Genomic DNA, 22,839 nt, shown 5'->3' with positions numbered 1-22,839 from the left:
AGGTGACGCACTTGCGCCAAACTTGCCCCAACCTTGCACGAAGCTTGCAATGCGAATCCTGCTGATCGAAGACGACGCCGCCCTGGCCGATGGGCTGATCCGCGCCCTGCAGGGTGCCGGCCATCTGTGCGACCACCTGTCGCGTGGGCTGCATGCACCGGCGGCACTGGCCAGTGCGCCGTATGACGTGATGGTGCTGGACCTCTCGCTGCCCGACGTGGACGGACTCGATCTGCTGTCGCGGCTGCGCAACGATGGCGTCACCCTGCCGGTGTTGATCCTTACCGCACGCGACGGTGTGGAGGACCGCATTCTCGGGCTGGACCGCGGTGGCGACGATTACCTTGCAAAGCCCTTCGCGCTCGGCGAACTGGAAGCGCGGCTGCGTGCGCTGTCACGCCGGCGCAGCGATGCACCGGCACAGAAACGGCTGGGCCGCTTGTGCTTCGACAGCATCCGCAACGAGGTGCAGGTGGAGGGCCAGCGCGTCGAGCTGACCGCGCGCGAGCTGGCGCTGGTCGAGGCGCTGATGCAGCACCCCGGTCGCACCGTGACCAAGCAGCGCCTGTTCGACGCGTTGTACAGCTGGGACCACGAGGCCAACCTGTCGGTGATCGAGGTGCATGTCAGCCGCCTGCGTCGCAAGCTGGAACAGGCCCGCGCTGGCGTAGGCATCCGCATGCTGCGCGGCCTCGGCTATCGCCTGGAGGCCGGTGGTGACTGAGCGCGTGCATAGCCTGCGCGGCCTGCTGCTGCGCCGCCTGTGGCTGCCGCTGCTGGTACTGATGCTGTGCAGCGCGGTCGGTTCGTTCGCGCTGGCCCGCTTCTATGCCGGCCAGGTCTACGACCGCTGGCTGCTGGACTCGGCGATGTCGTTGTCCGAGCTGGTGAGGGTGCAGGACGACCGCGTCTCCATCGAGATCACGCCGGCGGTCTCGCGCATGTTCACCTGGGACACCGCCGACGAAGTGCATGGCGAGGTGGTCGATGCCGCCGGCGGGCGACTGTATGGGGATCTGCCCGAGGCATTGCCGCGCCCAGCGCTCGCCGCCGACGGCAATGACGCGGTCTACTACGACGCTCGTCTGCGCGGCCAAGCCGTACGCATGGTGGAGGTGGTGGTCAGTGCCGGGCCCGGCCATGAGATCCGCCTGCGCGTGGCCGAGACACTGCGCAAGCGCCATCGGCTGGAGCGCAAACTGCTGATGACCAGCGTTCCGTTCCAGGCCGCGATCCTGGCGCTCGCTGCATGGCTGGCCTGGTCCGGCACCGGCGCTGCCGCACGCCATGCCAACCAGGTCGCGCGCCGGCTGGCGAGCCCCCGCCCGGACCCGTTGGCGCCACTGGACCCTGCACAGGAAGCACCGCGCGAACTGTGGCCAGCGGTGGAAGCCTACAACGCCCTGCTGCAACGCCTGGACGCGATGCAGGACGCACAGCGGCGTTTCGTCAGCAATGCCGCCCACCAGCTGCGCACACCGTTGGCGGCCATGCAGGTGGAACTGGAGAGTTCGCTGCGCCAGCACGACCCGCACGCGCAGCAACTGGCGTTGTCCGGCACCCTGGCCGGGTTGGCGCGGCTGCAACACCTGGTCAATCAGTTGCTGATGCTGAGCCGTTCCGAGGATTCGCAGGGCAGCGTGCTGTCATTGCAGCCGGTGGACTTGGCCTCGCTTGCCCGGGGCGTGGTTGAACGCTATGCCGACCGGGCACTGGCCGCGGGTGTGGACCTGGGTTACGACGGCCCGGATGAAGGCGTTCAGATTCAGGGAGACCCGCAACTATTGCGCGAGGCGCTGGGCAACCTGGTGGACAATGCACTGCGCTATGGCGCCGTGCGCGGCGTGATCACGCTGGGGGTGCGCAGGGATGCCGACGGTGTGCAGGTGTGGGTGGACGATGATGGCCCCGGCATCACCGAAACCGAGCGTGGACGTGTCACCGAACGCTTCTATCGTTCCAGCAGCGAAGGCGACGGGTGCGGACTGGGGCTGGCGATCGTGGCCGAGATCGCGCAGCGGCATGGCGCGATGCTGGCGATCGATACCGCCCCCATCGGCGGCGCACGGGTCAGCCTGCGGTTCGCCTGACATCTACAGAACACCCCCCTGTAGAGCCGAGCCCACGCTCTGCTGCCGTTGGCGGCGTACCTGGATAGGCGCCAGCCTTGGTTGGCGCCGTTGATCTCCCGCGTGCCAACCAAGGTTGGCACCTACCAAAGCGGGGTTCCTCGGTAGGCATGCTCCAGTAGCGGCCAACCCTGGTTGGCCCCCACCACAAGCGGGGATCCCCGCATACCAACCATCAACGCATCACCGGCTCATCGAATATGGCGCCTGCGCACCCTGCCCCGGCCAGTCCTTGTTCGCTTCAGCCTGCATGCTGAAGCGCAGTTCGCCGCCGGCCAGAATCTCGTCGTGGCGCAGGAACGTGCGCTGCAGCGGCTTGCCGTTGAGGTTCACACTGCCTACATAGGTGTGCTTGTCATCCAGACCATCGGCCACGATGGTGAAGGTCTTGCCGTTGGGCAGGCGCATCGCGGTCTTCGGCAGGAACGGCCGGCCCAGGATGTACTCCCCCGAACCCGGCGCCACCGGGTAGAAACCCAGCGCGGTGAACACATACCACGCCGACATCTGGCCCACGTCATCATTGCCGGCCAGGCCATCGGGGCGGTCTGCGTACTGGGTATCCATGATCTGCTTCAGGCGGGCCTGCGTGCGCCACGGCTGGCCCGCGTACGAATACAGATACGCCACATGGTGGCTGGGCTCGTTGCCATGCGCGTACCAGCCGATCAGCCCGGTGATGTCTTCCATATGCTCGAAGATGGAAGGATCGACCTTGGCGTTGAACACCTCATCCAACCGCGCCAGCAGCTTGTCGCTGCCACCATGGGCGGCGGCCAGACCCGCCACGTCCTGCGGCACGTACCACGAGTACTGCCAAGCGTTGCCTTCGGTGTAGTCGGTGCCGTAGCCGCTGGCGCTGGGGTCGAACGGGGTGCGGAAGCTGCCATCGCGCTTGCGCGCGCGCATGAAGCCGGTGTCCTTGTCGAAGGCGTTGCGCCAGTTGCCGGCGCGCTTGTCGAAGGTTGCCGCCACATCGGTCTTGCCCATCGCCTGGGCCATGCGCGCGATGGTCCAGTCGTCGAACGCGTATTCCAGCGTCTTGCTGGCCGCTTCGCCTTCTTCATCAATCGGCACGTAACCCAGCTCGCGGTACTGCGCGATGCCGTCATAAGGGCCGTAGTTGGCGGTCTCCACCATCGCCTTCAGCGCCTTGTCGGCATCGAAGCCACGAATGCCCTTCACGTAGGCATCGGCGATCACCGGCACGGCGTGGTAGCCGATCATGCACCAGTCCTCCAGCCCGTGGAACGACCACACCGGCAGCATGCCGTAGGGGCTGTGCTGGTGGTGGGCCAGCATCGAATTGATGAAATCGCTGTTGCGCTTTTCCGGCTGCACCAGGGTCAGCAGCGGGTGCAGCGCCCGGTAGGTGTCCCACAGCGAGAACGTGGAATAGTTGGTGTAGCCCTTGGCCTGATGCACGGCATTGTCCGGGCCGCGGTACTGGCCGTCGGCATCCATGAACAGCGTCGGCCCCAGCATCGTGTGGTACAGCGCGGTGTAGGCGCTGCGCCGCGCGTGTTCCGGCGCGTCGATATCGAGCACCGACAGCGCCTGGGTCCATTCCTGCTTGGCCTGCGCACGCACGCGGTCGAAATCGAAGTCGGCCACTTCGGCATCGAGGTTGGCGATGGCACCAGCCTCGCTGACCGGCGAAATCGCCACCTTCACCACCAGCGGTGCATCCAGCTTGCCGAAGTTGAAGGTGCCGACCAGCTGCCGGCCCTCGATCTGCGCACGCTGTGCCGGGTCCTTCTCGCCCGGCGGCGGGAAGCCCTTGTAGACGATGTCCTGCTCGGTGTTGTGCAGCGCGTGGCCGGACAGTGGGCGCGAGAAGCGCATCGCGAAATACAGCTGGCGGCCCGGCGCCCAGCCACGGGTTTCACGGAAGCCGGTCACGGTGCCATCAGCACGCACGCGCACCCGCGACCACAGGATCTTGCCCGGGTAGTCGTACATGCTGGTGCGCATGTCCAGCAGCACCTTGGCCTCGGTGCCCTTGGGGAAGGCATAGCGGTGCACACCCACGCGCGCACTGGTGGTCAGTTCGGCGCGCACCTTGTAGTCGTCCAGGGTGACCGCGTAGTAGCCCGGCTCGGCCTTCTCGTCGTCGTGGCGGAAGCGCGAGGCATAGCCGCTGCGAGGTTTTTCTGGATCACCGCGCTCCAGGCCGGGCGTGCCGGTGAACGGCATCACCAGGATGTCGCCCAGATCGGAATGCCCGGTGCCGGAAAAATGCGTGTGCGAGAAGCCGACGATGCTGCTGTCGTCGTAGCGGTAGCCCGCAGCCCAGCCGTAGGCCTTCTCGCGCGGCTGGATGCGCGTGTCCGGGCTGAGCTGGACCATGCCGAACGGCACCGTCGCACCCGGATAGGTATGGCCTTCGCCGCCCGTGCCGATGAACGGGTCGACGGAGGCATAAGCGCGTTCTGCGGCGGATTTCGGCGGTGCCCCCAGGGCCGCGCCGGAGGCGAGCATGGCGGTAGCGGCGACAGCGATCAGGAGACGACGGTCCAGCATGGGCATCGGCATTTGGATCGATTCAGATGAAAGCCGGATGCTAGCACCCAGCCAGTCCTGTCGCATGCTGCACTGCGGCCGCCGTGCCCGACCTGATGATTTGCACGTATTTGCATGGCCGAGCCATCAGTCAATCTATAGCTTTTGTCGTTTCCTTCCCTTCAACGGGCGCTGATACGCCAACTGATGTCTGCATACACTCCGTTGAGAGACTCCGCCTTGGAAACTAGAAAAGCCAAGAAGAATCATCAATTGGTTAGCCACGCCGCCACGTGTGCACGATGGCGCCGCAGCGGGGACTCCGCTGCCGGGATTGGAACCCCTGTTTGAAACTGAAGAACTGCCTGTCGTGACTACGGCGGGCGCTGCGTGTGGCCGCCTGGCCATCGGAGTACTTCAGTTTCTCCGGGTTCCAACCTCGCATCGCCCGCCACCCTTGCGGTGGCCTTCGCTACCCAAGGAGTGCCCGCATGACGTCCGAACGCACGCTCAGCCCGGCCATGGAATCGCTGTTCCATCGTATCGAACAGGCATTCAACAGCGCCGAAGGCATGGCCATCCTGATTGGCGAACAGTACGGCCCCGAGCCGAAACCGCCGGCACCGATGGACTACGACCCCAAGCAGATTGCCGTGGCGATGGTGATGCTGAGCCAGCACGGCCGATGCCTGCTGCAGGAGCTGCGGGCGGAAGCGGAAAAGGTGACGTATCACTGAGGGCCTCGTGGCGGGCGAGGCAGACGATGCCGGCGGCATCGACGGCATCGACCGGGTAGAGGCGACTGTTGGTCGACTGCTCTTTGTGATTGCCAGAAGCCCGCGCTTCGCGCGATAGCCGACTAACGGTCGGCTCTACCCCGCCGGTTGCCGTCGTCGGCCCGTCGGTTGCCCCCGTCGGTTGTTGCCGACCCGTTCGGTGGCTATCCAGGCGCCTACGCGGCAACCGCCTTCTGGATATCCGCCAGCGGGGCGTTGGTCAGATCCTTGGCGATATCGCCCAGCAGCCGCGCCTGGGTTTCCTTGTGCAGCAGCGGGCGGATGCGCCCCAGCGTGGTCGGGTCGGCCACCAGCACCAGGTGGGCGTAACGGTTGTTCAGGGCGTCGTCGTTGAGCTGCTCGGCCACCTGTTTGGCGAAGGTGGCTTCGTTGAGCTGCGACACGGACATATCCTTCGGCACGGCACCGGCCGGGCCCTGCCCCGATATGCCCTGCGCGCTGATGTCCTGCAGGCGCAGTTCGCCTTCCTGCTTCAAGGTGAGCTCGCGATCGCTGCCCACGTTGGTGAACACACGGGCCGAGCCGCCATCGGCGACGACAATCAGGGTTCCTTCGGGAATGGTACGGGCCATTGCAATCTCCAGCAGACAGTGGATGTGGGGTGGGTTCCAGCCTAGGCAGCACGATGTAAGCGCAACGCGCACGGCCTGTGATGCACGCCTCGCAATCTTCAACCGGGGCTAAATTCGCGCGTTGCGCGGCCGCTATGGCCTGCATCTTCGCGAGGTACATCTGTGTACGCTGGCTCCGTGTTCCCCGTTTCCCTTGCCACCAGCCTGGCCATTGCCGGCTGTGCCGGTTGCATCCATCAGTTCCTGCGCGGCGAGCCGCTGCTGGCATTGGCCATTGTGTTTTCAATGCTGGCCGTGGTGGGCGCGGCGTTGGTCAGCCGGCGGCTGACGGTGCCGGCTTGGCTTGCGTTGGCCGGCACGGTGCTGGGCATGGCGGCCCGCGCGGGTTGATTCAAGCGTGCGAACCCAGGTTCGCACCCACCAGAGCGGTTGGCTGCACCCACCGGTGCGGTTGGTTGCACCCACCACACTTCCCTGCGGTCAGTCGTGCGCGCTGTTCAATTCCATGGCGCGCATCACGATGGGCTTGGCCCAGTCCGGGGTGTGCAGCAGCTCAGCCACGGACTCCGGGTACTGCAGCTGCCCGTGTTCCATCGCCAGCACCGGCAGCGGCTCGACGCAGCCTTCGGCGTCGGCCGGGGCGCTGTTGTCGTAGACGTGCAGCTCGGCCAGATACGGCAGCAGATCCAGCAGGTTCTCGCGTGCCGAATCGAAGCGGGCGTGGATCTTCTCCACGGGGATATCGTGGCCGCCCGCCGCCACCCGCGCGGCGACACGGGCGATGTGCAGCTCTACGGTTGCCAGGCCGCAGAACCAGATGGCCACCTGGTGGTGATCGCAGGCCTCGCGCAGCAGGCGCGGAATGGTGTTGCCGCCCAGCGTGGTCTCGAACGCGAAGTCGCTGCCCTCGGCCATGGCCTGGCGCAGCCGCCGGGTGCCTTCCTGCCACGCCTCGGCGTTGGCCTCGGCCAACGGCCAACCGGCCTCGACCAGGCGACGGGTGAAGCTGTCGGGGTTGAACCAGGCCAGGCCGTCGGCTTCCAGCCAGGTGCCCAGCAGCGAACTCTTGCCGGCGCCATTGACGCCGGCCAGTACCAGGATCCGCCCCATCGGTCAGAGCGGGCGGCCGAGGGCCACCTTGCGGCCGCGGCGGATCGGCTTGCCCAGCACCTTGCCCAGGCCCTGCCCGCGCTGCAGCCCGGCCAGGGTCTGGTCGAACTCGGTGCGCAGGCGCAGCAGTTCCTCGCTGCGCTCATCGGCATCGCCACCGGCGGCCTTGGCCAGCAGTTCCTGGTAGGTGCGGATGTCCACGATCACCGCTTCGGGGTGGTTGTGGTTGGTGATGACCAGCGCCTGCTTCTCGCGCACGGTACGCATCAGGCTCGGCCAGCCACGGGTCTTCACCGACGAGGCAGGGGCCTTTTCCAGGCCAGGCAGGTCCAGCGGAAGGGTCATGGCACGGCTCCAGGCGGGAACGATTGAGCCCATTATGCCCAATTTGGCCCAATTGGGGATAAATGCCCCATTCCCCCTGCGTCAGCCCCCAGACTGGGCCTGCGGGGCGTCGGTCTGCAGCAGGCTGCCGCGTTCCCGCAAGGGGAAGCCGATGCGGGCATCCAGGCCCTGCGGCCCGAAGCGCAACCGGCCGCTGCCGGCCAGCTCGTACGGCACCCGCTGCTCGATCAGGGCCCGGCCCAGGCCACGCTGGCGCGGCAGCGCCCAGCCCTCCACCTCGGCATGGCGCTCGCACCAGTGCAGTTCCAGCCAGGGCTCACCCTGCCGCTCCTGCAGCCGCCAGCTCACCTGGATGCGGCCGTCTTCATGGGCCAGCGCACCGTGCCGCAGCGCATTGCTGGCCAGCTCGTGGATGGCCAGGGACAATACCTCAGCCGCCTTCGGTGGCAGCAGCACATCCTCGCCCTGTAGCTGGCAGGCCGCCGCCGCAGGCACCTGCGCCGCGATCTCCTGCTCCAGCATGCCGCGCAGGCAGACGCCCGCGTTGGCACCGCGGGTGAGCAGGCTCTGCGTGCGCGCCAGCGACATCAGGCGCCCGCACAGCCGGTCGGCATACTCATCCACGCTGCCGACCGATTCGCGGGTGCGCCAGGCGATGGCATGGATGGTGGACATGATGTTGCGTACTCGGTGCTGCAGCTCGGCCAGCAGCACCGACTGGCGCTCGGTGGCGCGCTTGAGATCGTCGATGTCCACGGCAATGGCAAACACGCCGCTGACCTCCCCGTCGGCATCACGCAGCGGCGCGGCCGCCACCCGTGTCCAGAGGGTGCGGCCATCATCATGCAGGAACTGCAACTCCAGCCCCGGCACCACGGTTTCGCCGCGCATGGCCCGCGCAATGGCGAAATCCTGCGGTTCGATCGGTGTGCCATCGGCATGCCAGCCACGCCAGCGGTACTGGTTGGCCGTGTCGGCCGAGGGCACCTTGCCGGTGGGCAGGTAGGCACGCATCTGGTCGTTGGACAACTGTATGTGGCCCTGAAGATCGACGATGCACAGGCCCACCGGCAGTACCTTGAAGGCCAGTTCCAGGCGCCGTTCGCTCTCGCGCCGGCGCTGCTCCTCGCGTTCGCGCGCCGCCAGCGCCTGATGCGCGGCGGTGGTCTCGAACAGGGTCACCAGCACCCCGCAGATGCGCCCTTCCCCGCCACGGATCGGGCTGCAGGTCAGGGTGAACCAGCGGTCCTCCAGGCGACCCTGCCGCGCCAGCGGAAAGCGCTTGTCCTCGAAGGTGAGTGTTTCGCCCTGCCAGACGCGCGTGTAGAGCGGGCCATTGATGTGCCACACCTCCGGCCAGCATTCGCGGGCTGGCTGGCCGAGCCCCGCAGGGTGGCGGTCGTCCAGGATCTCGGCATAGCCATCGTTGTACAGCTGCACCAGCTGTTCGCCCCACAGCACGATCATCGGGAAGCCGTGGGCCAGCATCAGATCGACCGTGGCGCGCAGATGCGGCGGCCAGTGCTCGATGGCGCCCAGCGGCGTGCTGGACCATTCGTGCTGGGCAATGCGTGCGGCCATGCCGTCGCGGCGCGCGCGCCGATGCAACGGTGCGGGCATCGAGCCCCGCAGGCCGTCGGCATGTATGTCGTCTCTACGGCGTGCCATGCGCTGCGATCAACGCACGCACGCAGACACCTGCGGAGCTGCCACCAGCCCAGCCAGCTGCTGGACCAACGCCTCGATGTGGTAGGGCTTGGTGCAGCGTGGCGCCGCCGCGAAGCGGCTGGGCAGGTTGTCGTCGTAACCGGAGGTGAGCAGGAACGGCGTGCCGGCTTCGGCCAGGCGATCTGCCAACGGATAGACCTGTTCCCCCCCCAGGTTGATGTCCAGCAGCGCCACGTCGATGGGGTGCGTATCGACCAGCTGTCCCAGCGCCTGCAGATCCCCGGCCGGCCCGACCACCTGCGCCCCTTTCAGTTCCAAGTAGTCCACCAGGAACATCGCGATGGCGAACTCATCCTCCGCCACCAGCACACGCAGCCCTTTCAACCCTTCCGCTGTGTTGCCTGCTTCCCGCACGCGCCGCACTCCTCGGTACCCGCGGCCTGTCGCGCCGCAACGTGGGCAGGATGCGCGAACTGGACTACAAGGGCGCGTGACGATCGATGAGGATCACGCCCACGGCGCATTCACCCAGGGCACGCACACGGCTCAGAACGCACGCTCCCACTTCAGGCTGAACAGGCTGCGGTCATGGCTGTACAACCAGCCGACGTTGCTGTCGATACGGGCATAGCGCAGGCTCAGGCTGGGCACCAGACCGGCCACGCCCAAGCGCTCGCTGCGCACGATGGCGATCAGGTTCTGTTCGTCGTCCTGTCGGCGCGCTTCCAGCAGCGAGCTCCAGGCGTCGTAGTCACGTTGGCGCAGCGAAACGAACACGGTGGCGGTGGTGCCGCTCCACTGGCGTGCCGCGCCCAGCCGCACGCCGCGCTGGCGGTAACCGTTGGCGTCGTCGGCAGCATGGCTGTCGGTCAGGTCCACGCCGGCAAACACGGTCCAACGCGGGTTGAGCGCGCGGAACCAGGTGGCATACAGCGCGGCCAGCTCACCATCGTAGTTGTCGGCCAGGCCCGGCTGCCGATAGCGCTGGCGTTTCCAGTCGGCCTCCAGTTTCAGCAGGCTGCGGGCATCGAGTGCGTACTGCCACTCGCCATGCATGCCGCTGCCGCCCTGCAAGGCGTGGTTGCCCAATGCCTGGTAATCGTAGCTGGGCGCCAGCAGCACGGTGTGCCGCGCACTGCGCCAGCTGTACCCCGCCTGCACACTGGTGTTGAGTTCGTTGTAGGCGCTGTGCCCGCGCCACGCCTGGCCGAACGCCAACCCACGCACGTACAGGCCATGATGGCCGGCCAGCGCCCAGCGCCGCTCCAGGCTGGCATCGTAATCCAGGCCGACGGCGTGCTGTGCCTTCGGCAGTGTGCGTTCGATGATGCAGTTGTCGCCCACGCCGAACAGGCAGGTGCGGCTGGCCGAGCTGCGGTTGATGTTGTCGCTCCAGGCAGGCCCGGCCGCCACCGCGCCTTTCCAGCGCTGGCGCGCCTGCAACGCGGCCAGATAACCATCGACCCGTGCGCGCACGCCGGCAGTGGCCGGATCGTCGCTGTCGATGCCGGCCGCGATCGCCGCGAACAACGCCGCCGCCTCACGGTCGCGCTGGTCCTCGGCGTAGACGCGCGCCAGTTCAAGGCGGGCCGGCAGGAAGTCCGGCTGCGCCTCCAGCAGGGCTTCATACTCGCGCGCGGCACCGCGATGGTCACCGGCCACCCGGGCCAGCGCGCCCTGTGCGTAGTGGCGCAGCAACGGGTCGTGCCCGGGTAGTTCGATGTACTCGCTCAGGAACGCTGCGGCGGCCTGCCATTGCTGGTGCTGCAACGACAGATACAAGGCCTGGCCGAGATCGTCGATGGTGCGCTCCACGCGCACGGTCTGGCCGTCGACGGTGATGGTCGGGCGTTGTGATTCGGCCTGTTGCAGGCGCTGCTGGTCCTGCTGCTGATGGCGCAGTTCGCTGCCCTGTTCAAGCACACGACGCAGATCGTCCTGCTGGGCGCGCACATCGGCGACGGCCAGCAGCAGGACGAGAAGGAGGATGGGATGGCGCATGGTCGATCCGTGATGATGCATGCAGCGGGCCGAAGCAGGGACTGGCGGATCGCGGCTTGTCCCTGCCCTGCCCCATCAGGGGCGTGGCGATCAGTTCTTGCTGCCGCCGAAGGCGGTGTCGTACTGGCTGTTGCCGGCGAAGGTAGCGATGCCGGCCAGGGTGGCGGCGTTGGCGCCGAAGAACTGGCCCTGGGTGGTGCCGGTGACCGAGCCGTTGGCGGTGGCCGAGCCGGCGAACGAGGCGTTGGCGCTGTTGATGGAGGCATTGACCGCAACCGACAGGCCGCCGCCGCTGATGCCACCGGCCAGCGTGCCGTTGCCGAAGTTGGCGCGGAAGGTACCCGACAGCAGGTTGCTGCCGTTGAACTTGTTCAGGCCCGCCACGCTGTAGGTGGCCACGCCGGCCGGCAGCGTGGTGCCGGTGCGGTCACCGACGAAGTAGACCTGGCGGTTGTTGAAGCCACCGGCGGCGCCATCCTTGGACCACTCGCCGAACCACACGTCGCCGCTGCCGACCTTGACGAAGTTGAAGTGGCCCATGCCCGAGTGGCTGCCCGGTGCGCCGGTGATCGGCATGGCCAGGGTACGCACGGTGGTGCCGTTGACGGTGGTCGGCACCGAGTAGGCCGACAGGCCCTGGAAGTCGACACGGCGGGCGCCGGAAACGGTGCCGACGCCGATACCGGCCTTGCCGGCCGAGTGCGGGCCACCGTTGACCTGGGAATCGCCGACGGCCACGTACAGCTCGGCGTCGGTCACCGGGCTGGCCGCACCGACGATATCGGCCGCCTGCGCGGCGCCGGCCAGGGCGAAGGTGGCTGCAACGGCAAGAACCGAACGGGAGATCATCTTCATGGTATTGCTCCTTGGATTGAGGGAACTACGGGTGAAACGCTTGAATGCGGAAAGTCAGAAGCGCGCGGTGACGCCGAGCTTGATCGTGCGGCCCGGCGCCGGCAGCGTGGAGCGGGTGGCCGGGTCGACGTAGTAGCGGTTGCCGAGGTTGCTGCCGACCAGCTCCACGCTGGCGTGCTCGTTGAAGCGCCAGCGCGCATAGGCATCGACGGTGGTGATGTTGCCCCAGGTGAACGGCACGTTCTGCCAGAGCAGGCTGCTGCCGCCGGCCAGCAGGCGGTCGCGGTAGGCCTGCAGGTCCGGGTTGTCGTGGCGCTGGTAGTGCACGATGCGGCTGCCCAGTTCCAACCGCTCATCGAACAGGCGGGTGCCCAGCGACAGGTTCACCGACAGTTTCGGAATGGCCTGGGTCAGCAGGTAGCCACCGACGAAACCATCCTGCACGCAGTTCGGAACCAGTCCACGGTTGGCATCGAGCAGCACCGCGGTGCTTTCGTCGCACACTTCGTTTTCCAGCGTGCGCGCGATGCCCAGGTCGGTGAAGTAACGGCGGTTGTCGAAGCGCGCCTGCAGCTCGATGCCACGGATGGTCTGCTTGTCGATGTTGTCGAACAGGAAGTACGCATCACGCTCGATCACATCGCGGGTCTTGTGCACGTAGTAGGACAGCTTCACGTCAGCGTCGGCGGTGTTGCCGAAAAGCCCTGACAGGTTGTGCACGTAGGCCAGTTCGTAGTTGTAGGCGTGTTCGGGCTTGAGCGCATACAGCGGGTTGAGGCTGCTGGAGAAGGCGATGGTGCTTTCGAACATGCTCGGGAAGCGCACCGCCTCGCTGTAGCGCAGGTAGACACGTGCGGCCGGCGACAGGTTTACCGTAGCCGAGAAGCTGGGCAGCCAGGCATGGTCACGACGGCGTTCGTTGCGCCCGTCCACCGGTCGCGACTGCAGGGTGCTGCCGATGCTGCAGACCAGGTCGCTGCCCGCGTAGAGCGGCAACGCACCGGGAATGCCCGCCACCTGGCCATTGAGGCAGGGGTTGGTGGCACGGCTGTAGTTGCCATCGGCATCGGGCTGCCAGGCGATGCGGTGCTCCACCGCCTGGGGGGTTTCGTAGTAGGCCAGCAGGCCACGCAGCGAATCATCGACGAACCAGCCCATGCCGATGCTTTCCCAGAACTCGCGCTCGGATTCCAGCGCATCGATCTGCGCCTGCAGGCTGGCCGGGCGTTCGGGCAGCTCCTTGGTCCGGTAGGTCGCTTCCTTGCTGCCCACGCCCTTGGTAAGCAGCTCCGGATGCGCCTGCAGGAAGTCGTCGAACGCCCAGTAGCGGCTGTAGCGCACTCCCGCATTGAGGGTGAGGAACTCGAACGGGCGCCATTCCAGGTTGAGGTAGCCCTCGCCTTCCTGGCGGCGGCCGGCACGCGGGAACATGCGCCAACCATCGGAAGGACCGAAGTACGGGTCACGCGAGCCCAGCGATTCGTACTGCCAGTTGCCGCCCACGGTCAGATCCAGGGTGGAATGCAGGGCGAAACGGTTGCTCAGGGTCAGGCCGGTGCGGTCGTTGCGCGCATTGGCAAGCGCGGTGTTGCGCAGGATCGGGCTGGCGTCCGGGTTCCAGGCCGGGTTGCCCGGCGCGAAGTTCGGAAAACCGCCTGCGGTGTAGGTGTCGCTGTCGGTCTCGGTGCGCCACAGGTTGGCGTACAGGTCCAGCCAACGGCTGCCGGCTGGCTGGAAGCGGTATTCCAGGTTCCAGGCATCGGAGGCGACGCGGCTGAGCGGCCACTGGATGCGGCCGTAGTCCGGCGCCGACAGGATGCGCGAGGGCATGATCTCGCCATAGTGCGACAGCGTTCGCCGCCACGTGGCCTTCAGCTGCTGGTCGTCGTTGATCTGCCAAGTGCCTTTGAGCAGCCACGATTCCTGTTCGCTGGAAGTGTTGGGCACCTCATCACCGGGCTTGAAGTAGCGCGCCAGCGTGGTGATGTAGTCGATGCCCTGGTACTCGTACTGCTCGCGCGGGTCCTGGTCGTAGTAGGCGCTACCCTTGCTGCCGGAGAAGTAGTTGCCACGCTTGCGCCAGGCATAGGCCGCCATCAGGTCGACGGTGTCGCCACGGTAGCCGAGCGCCAGGCGCCAGGCCTGGTCCTCGCCGTCGAAGGGATTGTTGCCACTGCGCGACTTCACCGGCACCACCAGGGTGCGGTCGTCATAGGGCGAGGCCGGCGAGCCCTGCGGGAAGCCGGATACCGTGCGGTAGTCTTCGCCGGTGTGCAGGCGTGGCAGGCGCGGCGCCACTGCATTGCTGCTGCCTTCGATCTTCAGCTCCCCGCCGAAGCGCTCGCCGGCGGCCACGATGTCATCGACATCGATGGTCTTGATCACCAGCGCACCGCCGATCCCGCTGTGCACATCGCGCACCAGCCCTGGCCCCTTGATGACCTGGATGCCACCAATCAGGTTGGGATCGATGTAGTTGCGGTTGCTGACCCCGTTGTAGCCGCGCCAGACGGTGAGCGCCTGTTCGCCACCATCGATGCTGACCGGCACCCGCCCCGGCCCCTGGATGCCACGGATGTTGATGTCCAGCGCGCCGCTGTTGCGTGCGTCGCCACTGAACACACCGACCAGATCCTTGACCACGTCGGCCGGATTGGAGCCGCGATAGCGCTCCACCCGGTCACGCCCCGAGTACGCCGTGGTCAGGTCGAGCGCGAACACATCATCGTAGCCACGCCGATCGCGGGCCTCGCCCCCCTCCGCTTGCAGGCGACCGGCCACGTCCAGTGTGTCGGTCACCCGCCCCCCCTCCCCCTCGGTTGCCTCCGCAGCCGCGCGCAGGCTCCAGGTGCCATCGATGCCGCGCTGCGCGCGCACCCCGCTGCCGCGCAGCAGCTGCTGCAGGGCCTGCATCTGGCTGTACTCGCCGTTCACCGCGCTGGAGCGGCGGCCTTCCACCAGATCGCTGCGGAACACCACCTGCACGTCGGCCTGGCGACCGAACGCCCGCACCGCGTCGGCCAAGGGTTGATCCGGAATGGCGTACGTGCGCAACGGCGCGACGACCGCCGGTTGCGCCTGCGCGCTCGGCACCCAGGCCATCGGCAGCAGTGCGGTGGAGATGGCCAGGGCCAGAACGGTGGCGCGACGGTGACAGGCAGATGCCGTAGACGGCATGGACAGGAACTCCTCAAGCGGGGCGGAACCACGGGCAGATCCGCTGCCGGCGGTGGGTCTGGCTTGAGGAGAAACGGTGTTTCGCTCTGGCTATACCTCTATAGACAGCGGGGTGCGGCGGCTGCCCACGGTTTTTTCATGTTTTTTCATGCGGCCGATTCGTCCACGCGCCGCCCCCATCACCACAGCACCATGGCACCGCCTGGCAGGCGCTGCACACGCAGGCCGGCCTGCGCGGCCACGGCATCGATGGCGGTCTCCGGCTGCTGCACATGGAACAGGCCGCTGACCCGCACCTGCGCACCCTGCCCGCCCAACACCCACACCGGTGCACGGCGATAACGCGCCAGATCGGCGATGGCCAGCGCGGCAGGGCGATCATCGATGGCCAGTTCGCCACGGCGCCAGGGCGCGATGTCCTCCGGCACACGCTGCTGCACCGGCAGCAGCCAACGGCCGTCACGGAACGTCCGCGCCTGCCCGGCGTTCAGGCGCTGAGCGCTGCCGTCGCCCGGACGCACCTCGACCACGCCTTCGCTGACCTCGGTACTGACGCTGTGGCCGTGCAGGGACACGCTGAACGCCGTGCCGATATCGTGGACCTGGCCGCCACCGGCCTCGACCCGGAACGGCCGCGATTCATGGGCCACCTGGAACCAGGCCTGGCCGCGCAGCAGGCGCAGGCGGCGCTGCCCACCGTCGAAGTCCAGCGCCAGCGCGGTGCCCGCATCCAGCACGGCGGTACTGCCGTCGTCCAGCTGCACCACACGTGGGGCGTCGCTGCTGCGCAGGTCACTGCGCGCCAGCAACAACGCGTGCGGTGCCGCTGCGACCATCAGGACCACCGCAGCCGCGCTGGCCAGCAGCCAGGGCAGCCGACGACGCGACGCGATCGCGCGCAGGCCCCGGTCATCGGCAGTCAGCGCCGGCAGCGCCGCCAGCACATCGGGCCCGGCGGCATCGAGCCGCTGCCAGAACGCCTGTTGCTGGCGCCAGGCCTGTGCATGCTGTGGATCGGCCTGCAGCCAGCGCTGCAGGGCTCGTTGCTGGCGATCGGGCAGCGGGCCTGCACTGCACCGTATCACCCAGCGCAACGCCTGCCTGGCCTGACGCGGCGAGGGTTCGGACGTGATCATGGTTGTGGCCTGCCGCACCACGAACGGGTGCACCTTCCTGTTGTGACAACGGCGGGGGCCATCTGCCCACGGCAATCGCGGCTCATCGGCGGGTTCCCTGCTGGTGCTGCTGGATCAGCAGCGCCGCGCGCAGCACGTACTTGCCGACCACGCTCTTGGAAATGCCCAGGCGGGCGGCGATCTCGCGCTCGCTCAGGCCCAGGTAACGGTTGAGCACGAAGCACTCGCGCACCTGCGCCGGCAAGGCCAGGATGGTCTGGGTGATCTCGCGCAGCTGGGCCTGGTCAAGCACGTGGGCCTCACCGTCGTGGCCGGCATCGGCCATGTCGGCGGCGTACTCGGCCATCGCGCGCCGCTCGCGGGCGTCGGCCTGGCTGCGGTTGAGCGCGTGATGGTAGGCCATCCGGTACAGGTAGCCGCGCGGCTCCAGGATCGGCGGATCGCCGGGCACGCTGCTGGCCTTCAGGTACAGGTTCTGCAGGGTGTCCTCGGTACTGGCCGGGTCGAGGTAGCGTGCGATGAAACGTGACAACGCACGGCGCTCGCGGATCAGCAGCTCGACCAGCGCCAGGGCATTGGGAGACATAGGTGCCAAGGCCGGACCGGGGAATGATGGGCGTGATGGCGACGGTCCGGAGGTGGATTGTGGGCTGCGCGGCCGCACGCGGCAAGCAACGCCTTGTAGCGCCGAGCCCATGCTCGGCTGTTGTACGCCAACGGCAGCCGAGCATGGCTCGGCTCTACAGTGGATCCACGCCACGCATGGATGGGGGCCTACGGCTCGTCCAACGCTTCGAAACGCTCGACGAGTCAATCGATCAACGCGCCACTGGGCTGCACGGCCGGCATCCAGTTCTCGTACGATCGTACCGAGTGAGCGCCGTCGAGCATGGCTCGACGCAACAGACAGAAGGAGACCCCGATGGCCTACGCACGCGTTGTTTCGACCGCCGACAATTACCTGCACCACATCAGCAATGGCAGCTTCGATGTGGACGCGGACGAGCCCGCCTCGCTGGGCGGCCAGGGCAAGGGCTTCGCGCCATTTGATCTGTACCTGGCTTCGCTGGCGGCCTGTACGGCCATCACCCTGCGCATGTACGCGCAGCGCAAGGGCTGGGACCTTGGCCAATTCCATGCCGAACTGCGCTCGGAGCGTGACGCCGACGGACGCTTCCATGTGCACCGCGTGCTGCATGCCAGCGCCGGACTGAGTGATGCGCAATGGCAGCGCTTGCTGGAGGTGGTGGAGAAGACACCGGTGACGCTGGTGATGCGTGAGGGTGCGCGCATTACCAGCGAGCGGGGGGGCGACCGCGTAGCCCCATCCACGCATGGCCTGGATCTACTGTAGAGCCGAGCCCATGCTCGGCTCCGCAGCGTGCAGCCGTGCATGGGCTTGGCTCTACAGGCCGCTCAGCGCCGTGAGTGCATCACGGTGCGCTGGCGCATCGCGTTGAACTCCTGTTCCACCTGCTGGATATCCTCGGCCTGGAAGCCGGCCGCATCCAGCAGCTGATCGGCCGCCGCAGCTGCCAGCGGATCGTCGTCACGCTGGCGCCAGCAGCGCGCCGGCAGGAAATAGCCCACTTCGCTGCGCCCGCGCATGATCACCACCGGCCGGCCCGCATACAGCAGGAACTCCGCCAGGTGCTGGCGCAGGCCCTCCACCGAGACGTAGGCCGGACCGATACCCAGCGACTGGCTGGACGGCTCGGGACTCTCGAACAGCTTGCGACGGCTCATCCACTCCTCCTTTTGAACAACGCGTGGTCTCCTCTCCTTAGACGGGCGCATCGCTGCGCCCCCGCCACGTGCCACGTGACCGCTATTACGCCCGCTGTCTAGAACCCGGTGTTGAACTCCAGCTGGAAGACATCGATCGACAGCGGCGCACCGGACACCTCCTTGGCCGCCATCCACTTGCCGCTGATCCAGCTGCGCGCATCCAGCGCGTAAGCGCCGCCCACGTAGTAGCCGCGCGCATTGGTGCCACCCAGGTGGAAGTTCGGATCGTTGTAGGCATCGGGCAGCGCGTCGGCCTCGATCCGCTTGTAACCCAGCAGCGCCTGCCACTGGCCCTTCTCCCTCAACTCGGTGGCGCCGAAGGTGGCCTGCAGCATCCACGCGGTATCGCCACTGCGGAAGGTATCGATGCTGGCGGCACCGCCGGCACCGTAGTTGTTGACGATGCCATTGTTGGCGCGGTTGAACATCGCCTGCTTGTCGTAGGCAAGATTGCGGATATAGTCGCCGTCCAGGCGCAGTCCGACGCCCTGCGCCAGCTGCGTATCCCAGCGCAGGTTCAGCGTGGCCAGGCGGAATGCCGACGCCAGACCGACGTACTGCGGGGTGGGCGTGTTGGCCGGATCCAGTGGGTTGCGCGCGATGTCGCGGATCAGCATCAGGGTGTTGCCCTTCTGCATGAACGCCGGTCGCGACCAGTCGGTATCGCAGCCGTCGGCGCCGGCATACAGCAGGCACGGTGAGGACAGCCGGCCGCTGATGTTCTTGAAATCGTAGTAGCCGACTGCGGCGCGCAGGGCATTGTCTTCATTGAAGCGCCAGTTCACGCCCACCTGCGCGCCCGACAGCCACTTGTTCTCGTTGGGTGTCTTCACCTGGTTGCGGTTCGGCGCATTGTCGGAGGTGTACTCCAGCGGGACCACCGCAAGATTGCCGAACACATCGAGATCACCGCCGTCGAAGTCGTACTTCAGGTTGGCGGCCAGCCCATCGAAGTTCAGATCGTTGGAGAACAGCGTGTCGCTGGTCCAGAACGGGTTGCCGAAGCGACCACCCCGCACCGTCACCCAGTCGGTCGGGCTGTAGGCCAGCCACGCCTGGTCCAGCCACACGTCCTTCTTGCTCAGGCCGCCGCCCAGCTGTTCGGTGGTCGATACCGGGCCGTTGCTGCTGCCGCTGGCCAGGCGTACGCCGGCGGTGGTGTGCTGGCCGATGGTCGCCTCGATACCCAGGCGGGCGCGGATGCGCCACAGGTTGCGGCGGTCCTGGCGGGTGTTGAGCAGCGGCGGCAGCTGCAGGTTGGTGTTGGTGTTGGTATCGAAGCCGCTGCCGGAGTTGATCGCCGCCCAGTTGCTCACGATGTCGCTGTTGCGCTCGGAGTAGAACCGCGATTCGCTGCGCACGCGCATGTCACCGGTAACCTTGATCCGCTTGGTCCACTCGGCCACCTCGTTGGGTGCTGCCCAGCCTTCCGACTTCGCCTGGGCCATCACCTCCTGGCGCACTTCATCGCGGATGCCATCGCGCACGCTCTGCGGCACATAGGGCACGCGTACATCGCCGGCCTCCAGCGCCACGCCGCCGCTGGCGGGGGCTCCACTGGTGGCTGCAGTGCGTTGTGCCGCAGCGGCTTCAGCCTCAGCCTGCACCAGCAGCGCCTGGCCGTCTTCCGGCTTCAGCGCACCGCTGGCGATCAGCCCCTTGATCAGCTTGACCATGGTGGTCTCGGCGGCCATCGCACCAGCCGGGGCGGCCAGGCTGAGCAGCACGGCGCAGCACAGCAGCGCCCGTCGGGCCGGCCGCGGGCGGCGGGAGTCGGTACGTGCGCGGTGGTGGTCGTTCATCACGGTTCTCATCGAAAGAAGGGAAATCACGGAAGTCGGGAATCAGGCGCCGGGACGGCGGCCCTGGATCAGCACGCGTGCGGGGAAATCGAGCGAGGGCGGCGGCGCCTGGTCGACCTTGCCGATGCGGCGCAGGGCGTCGAGCACGGCCGCGTCGGCCTCCTCGTTGCCACTACCGCGCACCAGCTCGACCTTTTCCAGGCGGCCGTCCGCGCCCAACCAGACATTCACCTGCAGCTGGAACGCCAGCCGCTTGACCTTGTCGTCGCGCGAGATCGCCTGCTGCATGAGGTAACCGAGGTAGCGACCATAGGTGGCATTGCCGGCGCCACCGCGGCCGACGCCGGATGAACCGCCGCCACTGCCGGACTGGATGCCGAAGTTGTCACCGCCGGCCTGCGCGTCGGCGTTCATCGTCACCGGGTCGGCGTTGTCCGGCGTCGGCGTGGGCTCTTCAGCCGGCGTCGGCTGATCCAGCGGTTCCGGCTCGGGCATCGTTTCTTCCGGCGGTGTCTCCGGTTCCGGCGGCCTCTCCGGCGGCGGCGGTGGCGGCGGAGGGGGTGGCGGCAGCGCCAGCATTGGCGGTTGCACCACTGGCCGGCGCGTGCTGGCGGTGTCCTTGAACAGCAGCCACCACACCGCGATGCCAAGCGCCAGCAACGCGACCAGCACCAGCGCGACGGTCACCAGCAGCTGGCGACCGCGCATGCCGGGCTCTGGCCGAGGGGGTTGACGGGCGGTCATGCCTCAGCCCTGTGCCTTGCCGGTGACCAGGCCGACCTGGGCCAGCTCCAGCCGGCGCAGCAGGTCCAGCACCTCGACCACGCGGGCGTACTGCACCTGTGCATCGCCGCGCACGATCACTGGAAAATCCGGCGTGGTCGCGCGCTCGGTGCGCAGGCGGTCCTCCAGCTCGGCCATCGTCACCGGGTACGCATCCAGAAACACCTGGCCGCTGGGGTCGATGGTGATCGCCTTGGTCTTGGGCTTCTCCAGTGCCACGCTGTTGCTGGCCTTCGGCAGGTTCACCTCGATGCCGGGAATGGAGGCGTTGCTGGTCAGGATGAAGATCACCAGCACCACCAGCAGCACATCGACGAAGGGCGTCACGTTGATGCCCTTCTCGCGCTTCTTGATGCCGAACTTCGCCTTCTGGCCCATGGCGCGCCCCTCAGCCCTGGACCGCGGCGGGGCCGCGCCCGTCCTGCTCTTCGGCCAGTCGTGCGGCGAACTCATCGATGAACACCGCCATATCGGCGCCGATCGCCTCGGCGCGTGCGCCCAGATAGTTGTAGCCGAACAGTGCCGGGATCGCGACGCCGAGGCCGGCCGCCGTACACAGCAGCGCTGCGGCCATGCCCGGTGCCACCGAGTTGATGTCCACCGCGCCGGCCATCGCCGCCACCACGAACACCAGCATGATGCCGATCACGGTACCGAACAGTCCCACGTAAGGCGCACCTTCGATGGTGGTCGACAGCCAGTTCATACGGCGGGCCATCGCTTCCTGCTCGCGCACCATCACGGCATCCATCGAGGCGCGGATCGCGGCGATGGTGGCCCCACTGAGGTAGCCACTGTTGCCGTCGCGCTGATGGCGCTGCTGCATCTCATCGATGGCCACCTGGTAGATGCGCCACAGCGAACCGTCGTGCATCGCAGTGGGCGCCTTGCCCTGGCGATCCATGTCGGACAGGGTGCGCAGCGGCACGCCGGACAGCTTGCCAAAGCTCTCGGTGAACACCGCATTGGCCTTGCTGGTGCGGCCGAAGTGGCGGCTCTTGGCGATCATGATCGCCCACGACAGCAACATCATCAGGCCAAGGATGGCGACCACCACCCAGGCATCGAACGGCATCGCCTTGAGGATGAAGGCGAAGTGGCTCTGTCCGGCCGACTGTTCGTCGGCGCCGTAGCTGATCAGGCGCGAATCGGCACCCTGCGCGGTGGCATCGGCCAGCAGCAATGCTGCCGGACGCGCGACCCGCGAGATGCGCAGCTCATCCAGCGCGCCTTCGAAGTTGGCCAGTGGCTGCGTCGCGCCGGGCGCGTCGGCACCCAGCACCGGGGCGGTGGTCAGCGCCGGAAGATCACCATTGAGCTGCGCCACCACGCGACCGTTGAGGTACAGCTGCACGGCGCCCTTCTCTGCGGTGATGGCCACGTGCGCCCACTGCCCTTCCGGGATCGGTTGCGCCGGCGTGCTGCGCTGGCCGTTGAGCCGCACGAACGGCACCCGGTTGTCGATGCCCAGCACCAGCTCGGACGCGCCATCACGGCGGGCGTAGATGGCCTGTGCGGCGTTGTTGCTGCCCGGCTTGATCCAGGCTGAGACAGTCAGCGGTGCGCCCGCCTCCTGTGCCAGCGAGGCGCTGGCCGGCAGCGGCAGCGGCGCGGTGCCCAGCTGCACGCCACGGCCGATCACCGAACCTTCCGCCGGCGGCGCCACCGCACCGGCATTGTTGCCGTAGGCGGTGGTATCGCGCGCCGGGGCATTGGCCTCGACAAAGTGGTAGACCAGCGTGTAATCCGGGTCGAACACCTGCTGGCCGTTGCCGCTGGCCGGGGCCTTTTCGTTGCCGTAGTACATCCAGATCGTCTGCGGCGCTGCGGCGCTCAGCGCCGGCACGTCCACCCAGACCAGGGCAAGGCCCAGCGTGGGATCGAACTGCTCAATCTGGTGGGCCAGCACGGTGCGGCCATCGCCCGAGACGAAACGCAGGTCGTTGCCCGCATCCTGGGTGCCGTCGAAACCGAAGTTGCCGGTATGCAGGCGCATCAGCAGCGGCGTGCGGCCCGGGTCACCGGCCAGGCCCGCGCCCTGCGGGCCAGCGTCGACGGTGATCGGCTTGCGGTACTTCCATTCGGCCTGCCACCAGTTGGCATCGGCCGCGGCGGCGGGCAACGCGACCAGCGCGGCCAGCAGCAGCAATACTCGGGAAAGCAAACGGTCCATG

At 67.4% G+C, this 22,839-nt stretch carries 21 protein-coding genes; 5 read left to right on the top strand and 16 right to left on the bottom strand.

What is annotated here, in order from left to right; all coding sequences use genetic code 11:
• The first annotated feature begins 49 nt into the window (after positions 1-49).
• Together LZ605_RS03845 and LZ605_RS03840 are read left to right on the top strand one after the other, a co-directional pair.
• Positions 50-724 (top strand): response regulator, encoded by a 675-nt coding sequence (locus LZ605_RS03845; protein ID WP_249843872.1) that lies wholly within the window; start codon positions 50-52, stop codon positions 722-724.
• Positions 717-2,090 (top strand): sensor histidine kinase, encoded by a 1,374-nt coding sequence (locus tag LZ605_RS03840; protein WP_249843871.1) that lies wholly within the window; start codon positions 717-719, stop codon positions 2,088-2,090. The genes LZ605_RS03845 and LZ605_RS03840 overlap by 8 nt, the downstream gene beginning before the upstream one ends.
• Before the next feature lie 222 nt (positions 2,091-2,312).
• Here the strand turns inward: LZ605_RS03840 and LZ605_RS03835 are convergent, their stop codons facing one another.
• A complete protein-coding gene (locus LZ605_RS03835; RefSeq protein WP_249843870.1) occupies positions 2,313-4,664 on the bottom strand; it encodes a GH92 family glycosyl hydrolase in 2,352 nt (783 codons plus the stop codon).
• Positions 4,665-5,122: 458 nt separating this feature from the next.
• Between LZ605_RS03835 and LZ605_RS03830 the strand changes: the two genes are divergently transcribed.
• Complete coding sequence (locus tag LZ605_RS03830) at positions 5,123-5,368, top strand: hypothetical protein (protein WP_249843869.1); 246 nt, start codon at positions 5,123-5,125, stop codon at positions 5,366-5,368.
• 215 nt (positions 5,369-5,583) lie between these two features.
• Here the strand turns inward: LZ605_RS03830 and LZ605_RS03825 are convergent, their stop codons facing one another.
• Positions 5,584-6,000, bottom strand: a complete 417-nt coding sequence (locus LZ605_RS03825) for a host attachment family protein (protein ID WP_249843868.1) — start codon at positions 5,998-6,000, stop codon at positions 5,584-5,586.
• 162 nt (positions 6,001-6,162) lie between these two features.
• On the opposite strand from LZ605_RS03825, the gene LZ605_RS03820 reads away from it, so the two are divergent.
• Positions 6,163-6,390 (top strand): hypothetical protein, encoded by a 228-nt coding sequence (locus LZ605_RS03820; protein WP_249843867.1) that lies wholly within the window; start codon positions 6,163-6,165, stop codon positions 6,388-6,390.
• Positions 6,391-6,480: 90 nt separating this feature from the next.
• On the opposite strand, the gene LZ605_RS03815 is transcribed toward LZ605_RS03820, so the two are convergent.
• From LZ605_RS03815 to LZ605_RS03775, 9 genes are all read right to left on the bottom strand, one after another.
• The gene (locus LZ605_RS03815; RefSeq protein WP_249843866.1) at positions 6,481-7,110 is read right to left on the bottom strand and encodes an AAA family ATPase; all 630 of its coding nucleotides are present in this window, start codon (positions 7,108-7,110) and stop codon (positions 6,481-6,483) included.
• 3 nt (positions 7,111-7,113) lie between these two features.
• Positions 7,114-7,455: a type II toxin-antitoxin system prevent-host-death family antitoxin gene (locus LZ605_RS03810; RefSeq protein ID WP_107230701.1), complete on the bottom strand. Its 342-nt coding sequence runs from the start codon at positions 7,453-7,455 to the stop codon at positions 7,114-7,116.
• 81 nt (positions 7,456-7,536) lie between these two features.
• Positions 7,537-9,123 (bottom strand): PAS domain-containing sensor histidine kinase, encoded by a 1,587-nt coding sequence (locus LZ605_RS03805; RefSeq protein ID WP_249843865.1) that lies wholly within the window; start codon positions 9,121-9,123, stop codon positions 7,537-7,539.
• A gap of 9 nt (positions 9,124-9,132) precedes the next feature.
• Entirely contained in the window at positions 9,133-9,537 is a 405-nt protein-coding gene (locus LZ605_RS03800) for a response regulator (protein WP_249843864.1), read from the bottom strand.
• A 132-nt stretch (positions 9,538-9,669) separates the two neighbouring features.
• Positions 9,670-11,124, bottom strand: a complete 1,455-nt coding sequence (locus tag LZ605_RS03795; protein ID WP_249843863.1) for a surface lipoprotein assembly modifier — start codon at positions 11,122-11,124, stop codon at positions 9,670-9,672.
• A gap of 90 nt (positions 11,125-11,214) precedes the next feature.
• A complete protein-coding gene (locus tag LZ605_RS03790) occupies positions 11,215-11,979 on the bottom strand; it encodes a Slam-dependent surface lipoprotein (protein WP_107230705.1) in 765 nt (254 codons plus the stop codon).
• A gap of 54 nt (positions 11,980-12,033) precedes the next feature.
• On the bottom strand, positions 12,034-15,156 hold the full coding sequence (locus LZ605_RS03785) for a TonB-dependent receptor (RefSeq protein ID WP_249843862.1): 3,123 nt from the start codon (positions 15,154-15,156) through the stop codon (positions 12,034-12,036).
• 179 nt (positions 15,157-15,335) lie between these two features.
• The gene (locus tag LZ605_RS03780; protein ID WP_249843861.1) at positions 15,336-16,292 is read right to left on the bottom strand and encodes a FecR family protein; all 957 of its coding nucleotides are present in this window, start codon (positions 16,290-16,292) and stop codon (positions 15,336-15,338) included.
• A gap of 82 nt (positions 16,293-16,374) precedes the next feature.
• Positions 16,375-16,878, bottom strand: a complete 504-nt coding sequence (locus LZ605_RS03775) for an RNA polymerase sigma factor (RefSeq protein WP_249843860.1) — start codon at positions 16,876-16,878, stop codon at positions 16,375-16,377.
• Between the two features lie 336 nt (positions 16,879-17,214).
• Here LZ605_RS03775 and LZ605_RS03770 point away from each other — a divergent pair, with 336 nt between their 5' ends.
• On the top strand, positions 17,215-17,646 hold the full coding sequence (locus LZ605_RS03770; protein ID WP_249843859.1) for an OsmC family protein: 432 nt from the start codon (positions 17,215-17,217) through the stop codon (positions 17,644-17,646).
• Between the two features lie 62 nt (positions 17,647-17,708).
• Here the strand turns inward: LZ605_RS03770 and LZ605_RS03765 are convergent, their stop codons facing one another.
• From LZ605_RS03765 to LZ605_RS03745, 5 genes are all read right to left on the bottom strand, one after another.
• Complete coding sequence (locus LZ605_RS03765; protein WP_249843858.1) at positions 17,709-18,038, bottom strand: hypothetical protein; 330 nt, start codon at positions 18,036-18,038, stop codon at positions 17,709-17,711.
• A gap of 98 nt (positions 18,039-18,136) precedes the next feature.
• Positions 18,137-19,882 carry a putative porin gene (locus LZ605_RS03760; protein WP_249843857.1) on the bottom strand — a complete coding sequence of 582 codons (1,746 nt, stop codon included), beginning with the start codon at positions 19,880-19,882 and terminating at the stop codon, positions 18,137-18,139.
• A 42-nt stretch (positions 19,883-19,924) separates the two neighbouring features.
• Entirely contained in the window at positions 19,925-20,590 is a 666-nt protein-coding gene (locus tag LZ605_RS03755; protein WP_249843856.1) for a cell envelope integrity protein TolA, read from the bottom strand.
• 39 nt (positions 20,591-20,629) lie between these two features.
• A complete protein-coding gene (locus LZ605_RS03750) occupies positions 20,630-21,043 on the bottom strand; it encodes an ExbD/TolR family protein (protein ID WP_005409874.1) in 414 nt (137 codons plus the stop codon).
• 10 nt (positions 21,044-21,053) lie between these two features.
• A complete protein-coding gene (locus tag LZ605_RS03745) occupies positions 21,054-22,838 on the bottom strand; it encodes a DUF2341 domain-containing protein (RefSeq protein ID WP_249843855.1) in 1,785 nt (594 codons plus the stop codon).
• Between the last annotated feature and the right edge of the window lies 1 nt (position 22,839).

The sequence above is a fragment of the Stenotrophomonas maltophilia genome, assembly GCF_023518235.1.
Classification (GTDB): domain Bacteria; phylum Pseudomonadota; class Gammaproteobacteria; order Xanthomonadales; family Xanthomonadaceae; genus Stenotrophomonas.
The sequence above is the reverse complement of the archived record's forward strand: the minus strand, read 5'-3'. Positions and strand labels throughout refer to the sequence as shown.

Excerpts from the sequence above, each read along its gene's own strand:
- LZ605_RS03760 (WP_249843857.1), bottom strand. The coding sequence starts at position 19,882 with ATGAACGACCACCACCGCGCACGTACCGACTCCCGCCGCCCGCGGCCG.
- LZ605_RS03805 (WP_249843865.1), bottom strand. The coding sequence starts at position 9,123 with ATGGCACGCCGTAGAGACGACATACATGCCGACGGCCTGCGGGGCTCG.
- LZ605_RS03765 (WP_249843858.1), bottom strand. The coding sequence starts at position 18,038 with ATGAGCCGTCGCAAGCTGTTCGAGAGTCCCGAGCCGTCCAGCCAGTCG.
- LZ605_RS03795 (WP_249843863.1), bottom strand. The coding sequence starts at position 11,124 with ATGCGCCATCCCATCCTCCTTCTCGTCCTGCTGCTGGCCGTCGCCGAT.
- LZ605_RS03790 (WP_107230705.1), bottom strand. The coding sequence starts at position 11,979 with ATGAAGATGATCTCCCGTTCGGTTCTTGCCGTTGCAGCCACCTTCGCC.
- LZ605_RS03830 (WP_249843869.1), top strand. The coding sequence starts at position 5,123 with ATGACGTCCGAACGCACGCTCAGCCCGGCCATGGAATCGCTGTTCCAT.
- LZ605_RS03810 (WP_107230701.1), bottom strand. The coding sequence starts at position 7,455 with ATGACCCTTCCGCTGGACCTGCCTGGCCTGGAAAAGGCCCCTGCCTCG.
- LZ605_RS03835 (WP_249843870.1), bottom strand. The coding sequence starts at position 4,664 with ATGCCGATGCCCATGCTGGACCGTCGTCTCCTGATCGCTGTCGCCGCT.
- LZ605_RS03775 (WP_249843860.1), bottom strand. The coding sequence starts at position 16,878 with ATGTCTCCCAATGCCCTGGCGCTGGTCGAGCTGCTGATCCGCGAGCGC.
- LZ605_RS03825 (WP_249843868.1), bottom strand. The coding sequence starts at position 6,000 with ATGGCCCGTACCATTCCCGAAGGAACCCTGATTGTCGTCGCCGATGGC.
- LZ605_RS03750 (WP_005409874.1), bottom strand. The coding sequence starts at position 21,043 with ATGGGCCAGAAGGCGAAGTTCGGCATCAAGAAGCGCGAGAAGGGCATC.
- LZ605_RS03745 (WP_249843855.1), bottom strand. The coding sequence starts at position 22,838 with ATGGACCGTTTGCTTTCCCGAGTATTGCTGCTGCTGGCCGCGCTGGTC.
- LZ605_RS03770 (WP_249843859.1), top strand. The coding sequence starts at position 17,215 with ATGGCCTACGCACGCGTTGTTTCGACCGCCGACAATTACCTGCACCAC.
- LZ605_RS03755 (WP_249843856.1), bottom strand. The coding sequence starts at position 20,590 with ATGCGCGGTCGCCAGCTGCTGGTGACCGTCGCGCTGGTGCTGGTCGCG.
- LZ605_RS03785 (WP_249843862.1), bottom strand. The coding sequence starts at position 15,156 with ATGCCGTCTACGGCATCTGCCTGTCACCGTCGCGCCACCGTTCTGGCC.
- LZ605_RS03845 (WP_249843872.1), top strand. The coding sequence starts at position 50 with ATGCGAATCCTGCTGATCGAAGACGACGCCGCCCTGGCCGATGGGCTG.
- LZ605_RS03780 (WP_249843861.1), bottom strand. The coding sequence starts at position 16,292 with ATGATCACGTCCGAACCCTCGCCGCGTCAGGCCAGGCAGGCGTTGCGC.
- LZ605_RS03815 (WP_249843866.1), bottom strand. The coding sequence starts at position 7,110 with ATGGGGCGGATCCTGGTACTGGCCGGCGTCAATGGCGCCGGCAAGAGT.